Origin of the sequence: Coleofasciculus sp. FACHB-712, assembly GCF_014695635.1 — a bacterium.
In the GTDB taxonomy this organism is placed as follows: domain Bacteria; phylum Cyanobacteriota; class Cyanobacteriia; order Cyanobacteriales; family FACHB-T130; genus FACHB-T130.
Map to the genome: position 1 here is coordinate 1 of NZ_JACJOQ010000490.1, position 4,676 is coordinate 4,676.

Below are 4,676 nucleotides of genomic sequence, written 5' to 3' on the forward strand. Positions count from 1 at the left end.
GCATTTGTCCGCCTGACATCCCGTTACAGCGAACTGGAACACCGAGGAGCAGAAATCTTTATTGGTGATTTGCAGCGCGATAAAGATATCGAAAAAGCTTGCCAAGGCGTTCAGTACATCATCGCTGCTCACGGCGGTGAGAGCGATGCTCAAGCGTTAGGCTACCGAGCGAATATTGAACTCATTGACCGGGCAAAAGAAGCTGGCGTCCAGCACTTTGTTTTCATTTCGGTACTGGGAGCAGATCGCGGGTACGAAGACGCACCATCCTTTAAGGCGAAGCGGGAAGTAGAAAAGTATCTCCAAGCCAGCGGACTCAATTACACTATCCTGCGTCCTTCAGGTTTTGCCTCTAACCTTTTACCCTTAGCAGAACGATTTCGGGATACTGGGATTTATCTGCTTATCGGCGATCCCAAAAGCCGGACTTCGATTGTGAGTACCGATGACTTAGCGAGGATTGCGATAGACTCCGTCAACGTTGAAGGTGCCCGGAATCAAATTTTCCCTGTGGGAGGTCCAGATATCCTCCAGCGCCAAGATATTCCTCGTATTTTCAGTCGCATCTTCAACCAAGAACCGATCGTGATTAACCCACCACTATTGGTATTTGATGGGGTACGCGGAGCGCTGGGATTGTTAAATCCTCAAGCGTCTAAAGCTTTGGGAACTCTCCGGACGTTACTGGATAATGAATTTTTCTGCACACCCCACGAAGTTGACAATTTGGAGTCAATTTTTGGAATGAAGATGGAATCTCTAGAGACTTTCTTGCGCCGTTACTTGGGTACTTGATTTTGCACCACTAGATGCAAATGTCACTGTTATTCAGACTTGTCTGGTGATTTTAAGGAATCATAAAGGCAACTGCTTGAGACTTTGACTGAGCAACGGTTTGGCTTTGACCATTTAGCTGATAGTGAATGCGAGCGATCGCGTTCTCACCCCGCCGATAAATTTTCGATTTGCATTTGAGGCGATACTCCAATACTTTACTTTCTCCTGGCTTTAGCACTACTTTAGCGGGACGTTCCAATTCTTGAGGAGTTGCATTCATAAGAACTTCCTCAGATTTCGCTGGCACTATTTCTATTTTGCTAATTTCAATCAACTGATTTTTTTTAGATGGATTGGTAAAACTCAGAGAAATATCAGCATAGCTAATTGCGGTTCTCGCTAAAATTTCGTAGGGAAGTAACTTGATTGTCATCGTCATATTCGCTCTTTGAGAATTGCTCCCAATTTGCCTTTCCCTACTTAAACTTTGTAGAGGAGAAGATCGTAGGTTAGTTTTAACGAGCGCGAAATCAAACTCAAACGGCTTGTTGGGTTTCGTTACCTCAAACACTACGGCGCTCAACGGGGGGAACCCTGCTTTTTGTATGGCTCCCCAACCTACCCTGTCTGAAAGCAACTTGGTATGAGTTCCTATCGTTATGCAAGTCACGCAGGTTAGAAAATCCACGAAAGAATTCCTCCCAGGTCGGAATATAGCAAATTTGACTCAAAAGCTCCTCAGAGGTTTCTAACTCCTATGGGGTTGTACATTATTTTGAAAGATGAGAATTAAGCTACTTTACTAAATATATGCTCAGCTAAGCTCGAAGATCCGAGTGTCGCTAAGCTTGAAGATGCTAAGTGAGCGGCACAGCCACAGCGTAACGGAAAAGATGAATTCATCAGCGAAGCGTTAGCATTTAATGAATTTGAAGGAGTATTGAATCCAGGTAGAGTATAAGATTCCGCTCCCCCATAGTTCACATTCCACCCAATATCTTTTAAAGAAGCAATCGTTAATTGACTCAATAACTCAGAGCTTTTTTCAGCAATAGGTGACATTAATTCATTGTCAAAGACATTTTCATCCCAATGACCAAACACGCCTTTTTGAACGGGAACAGCAGTTTGTAAAAATGTACCTTTTAATTCTCCATAAGCCCACCCTGCATAGGTATTAGCACTATATGTCGCATCGGAGACATTAATGAAATCGCGTCCGTAATCTGACCAAAGTGTTCCAATTCCTAGAACGTGACCAAATTCATGCACCATCGTTTCTTGTAAGAAACTTGGATTGTTGTTGTATGTATTTGCCAAGCTCGTGTTAATCGTTGAAGCTCCTGATATCGTCATTTGATTACCAAAAGCATCGGAGGCTAAGGCTTTTGGCCCTGCAAAAGCAAGAAATTCATCTTCACCAAAAGTATCCCCCGTAACATCAATGGTTAGAATTTGGGAATCGCTAAAGGTGCTGTAGGGAATAATTTTTTCCCAAACTTTTGCAGCTTCTGTAATAGCATTGAGAGCTTCTGTACTCAAACTACCCAAGCCTTGACCAAAATTGACTTTGATTGAAAAACTGAGAGGATCGCTGGTAGCAGCAGTAAAGGTAGTCGCCACAGAATAGTTAGCAGCTTGGTTGTTGTAGCTCATTACTTGCAAAAAGTAATTACCAGCACTCAGGAAACGACGGATTGATTCGTTGCTAGTCCCGCGCTCCCATTGCCAACCCAACACTTCGCCTTGATCGATAATGCTGTTGTTGTTGCTGTCTTGAATGAGTCGGACATCGGCATCACCACTCAATGCAGATAAATTAGCGGTAAAGATGCCAGATTGAGCAACATTAAAGCTATAAAAGTCATCGCGATCGCTAGCATTGACTTGTTGGTTGTTTGAGAAAACTGCTAAAGTTTGAGCTTTTGCGGTTCCTAGAGTATTACCGGCATCTAAAGGGTCTGGAATACTTGCGATTTTAGTAGTTAGAGTGTAGCCGCCAGTCGCACCCTTTTCAAAAGTTGTAGCTTGCAGAATATAATCAATTCCCTCAGCAACCGTGAAAGTTAGCTGCGAGTTCGTACCGCTGAAATCATTATTTTCTGCAACAACTGCTCCGGTTCCAGCATTCACCACTTGCAGGTAGGCATTAAAACTAGGCGAATCAAGGTTCACCTGCACCTGCTGACCGGCAACTAAATCGCCTAACACATAGCCATCGTAAAAACTGCCTTCACGAATGGGGTTGCTTGGGTCGCTATTCGCGATCGCGCCGCTAAAGCTTTGGTTTCCACTGATGGGAGACGCTGGTTTGAGGACTCCCAAATTGCTACGAAGAGTATAGTTACCAGTAGCATCTGGTTCATAAGTCGTGGCTCGAACAATGTAATCAATGCCCTGAGCGGCTGTAAAAGTTACTTGAGAGTTCAGACCCTCAAAATCATCGTTGAAGGTAACAACCGCTCCAGTAGAGGCATTTACCACTTGCAGGTAAGCGTCAAATTCTGTGGAGTTTAGTTTCACCTCCACCTGCTCTCCGGCGCTAATGCCAGTCAACAGATAGTCATCCCGAAGGCTACCGCCACGGATGGGGTTTTTCAGGTCGGTGGTGTCAATTGTACCGCCGACCTCACTGACAGTAGAAGCCGCAGCGATCGCGCTACTTTTAAATAGACTTCTTTGCTGTAGCAGATCGCCCAGCCCTCTGAATCCTGACCAGATTCCGGCTATTTTTGAATCAAACTCTAGCGGTGCAGAATTAGCGAAATCTGCACTTAAAAGCTGGCGCTCATTTGAAAATTTAAATCCATTTAACATTTGCTTGGTTTCTCCACGATGGAGCATCGTAAGACTGATATATTACCAATTTTAAGTCTTCACAAAATTGGGCAACAACGGGGTAATTCCTCAAAGCTAGAGACAGAACATTTTTAAGAATGCTAAGATCGCAAGCGCAATAAATAAAGCTATATTAATTGACTCAACAGTAGTTTTTAAATTATCTGAACGCAACAACTAGCACTTTCTCTCAAGCCATGAATGCAAAAATTGAAGTTGCGCCAATTGCCGATGGTGAGGTAATCGAAATTATTGAATATCTGAGGATTTGCCGCGATATGTCGATGCCAAGCGTCTCTAAAGTCTTGCTCACCACATTCACGGTTTTAAATGCACCCAACAATTCAAAAAAGTATCTTATATATAACTCGATCAAAATCTCTCTAAGGGGAGAAGGACAATAGTTTTTCGCGTAAATTTACTTACAATTACAATAACTTACGCCAAAATTCTTAATTTTCGACAATCCATTGCCGGATTCAGTCGATAGAATCACAGCTAGAGTGTCTCTCTGCCCGCTCAAAGCATTTGAGTCAAAATTTTATGCGATCGCCCTTAGCGTCAACACCTGCTCAAGCTCGTCAAACAAGACAGCAGCTCGCGAATCCAGAGGATTCTCTTTCCTATGAATTAGGGAAAGCAGTGCAAGAGCTGCCGCCACTGTACACGCGGTTATTGGCAGCAAGCATTAGCTTACTGGTATTTGGGGCGATCGCTTGGGCACACTACAGCCAAGTGGATGAAGTCGCGATCGCTCCCGGCGAACTGATTGCCTCAACGCAAGTGCGACCCCTGCGATCGCTAGGAGGAGGCACAATCAAAGCGGTAAAAATCAAAGAAGGCGATCGCGTTCAAAAAGGCGACGTTCTGATCGAACGCGACCCCGACCTGCCGCAAGCAGAAGTTGACCGCCTCGCCAAATCTACCCAGCTGATTCGGGAAGATTTAGGGCGTCTGGAAGCCGAACGAACGGGAGGTGCAACTGCCGGAACCGCTTTGCAAGATCAGCTTTTAACCGCTCGCTTACAAGATTTTGAAGCAAAAAGAGCGGGTGCGATCGC

Annotated in this window: 5 protein-coding genes; 3 read left to right on the forward strand and 2 right to left on the reverse strand. The window is 44.5% G+C overall.

The genetic code is table 11. From position 1 onward, the window contains the following. Nucleotides 1-795: SDR family oxidoreductase (locus tag H6F50_RS16090; RefSeq protein ID WP_190429470.1), on the forward strand; the 795-nt coding region annotated here is incomplete at its 5' end. Nucleotides 796-847: 52 nt separating this feature from the next. On the opposite strand, the gene H6F50_RS16095 is transcribed toward H6F50_RS16090, so the two are convergent. Then, nucleotides 848-1,210, reverse strand: a complete 363-nt coding sequence (locus tag H6F50_RS16095) for a hypothetical protein (RefSeq protein WP_190412695.1) — start codon at nucleotides 1,208-1,210, stop codon at nucleotides 848-850. A gap of 356 nt (nucleotides 1,211-1,566) precedes the next feature. Further along, nucleotides 1,567-3,594 carry a pre-peptidase C-terminal domain-containing protein gene (locus H6F50_RS16100; protein WP_190429471.1) on the reverse strand — a complete coding sequence of 676 codons (2,028 nt, stop codon included), beginning with the start codon at nucleotides 3,592-3,594 and terminating at the stop codon, nucleotides 1,567-1,569. A gap of 218 nt (nucleotides 3,595-3,812) precedes the next feature. Between H6F50_RS16100 and H6F50_RS16105 the strand changes: the two genes are divergently transcribed. Beyond that, on the forward strand, nucleotides 3,813-4,019 hold the full coding sequence (locus H6F50_RS16105; RefSeq protein WP_190429472.1) for a hypothetical protein: 207 nt from the start codon (nucleotides 3,813-3,815) through the stop codon (nucleotides 4,017-4,019). A gap of 139 nt (nucleotides 4,020-4,158) precedes the next feature. Beyond that, nucleotides 4,159-4,676: biotin/lipoyl-binding protein (locus H6F50_RS16110; protein WP_190429473.1), on the forward strand; the 518-nt coding region annotated here is incomplete at its 3' end.

Coding starts and splice junctions, on each gene's coding strand:
- H6F50_RS16095 (WP_190412695.1), bottom strand. CDS start 1,210: ATGACAATCAAGTTACTTCCCTACGAAATTTTAGCGAGAACCGCAATT.
- H6F50_RS16100 (WP_190429471.1), bottom strand. CDS start 3,594: ATGTTAAATGGATTTAAATTTTCAAATGAGCGCCAGCTTTTAAGTGCA.
- H6F50_RS16105 (WP_190429472.1), top strand. CDS start 3,813: ATGAATGCAAAAATTGAAGTTGCGCCAATTGCCGATGGTGAGGTAATC.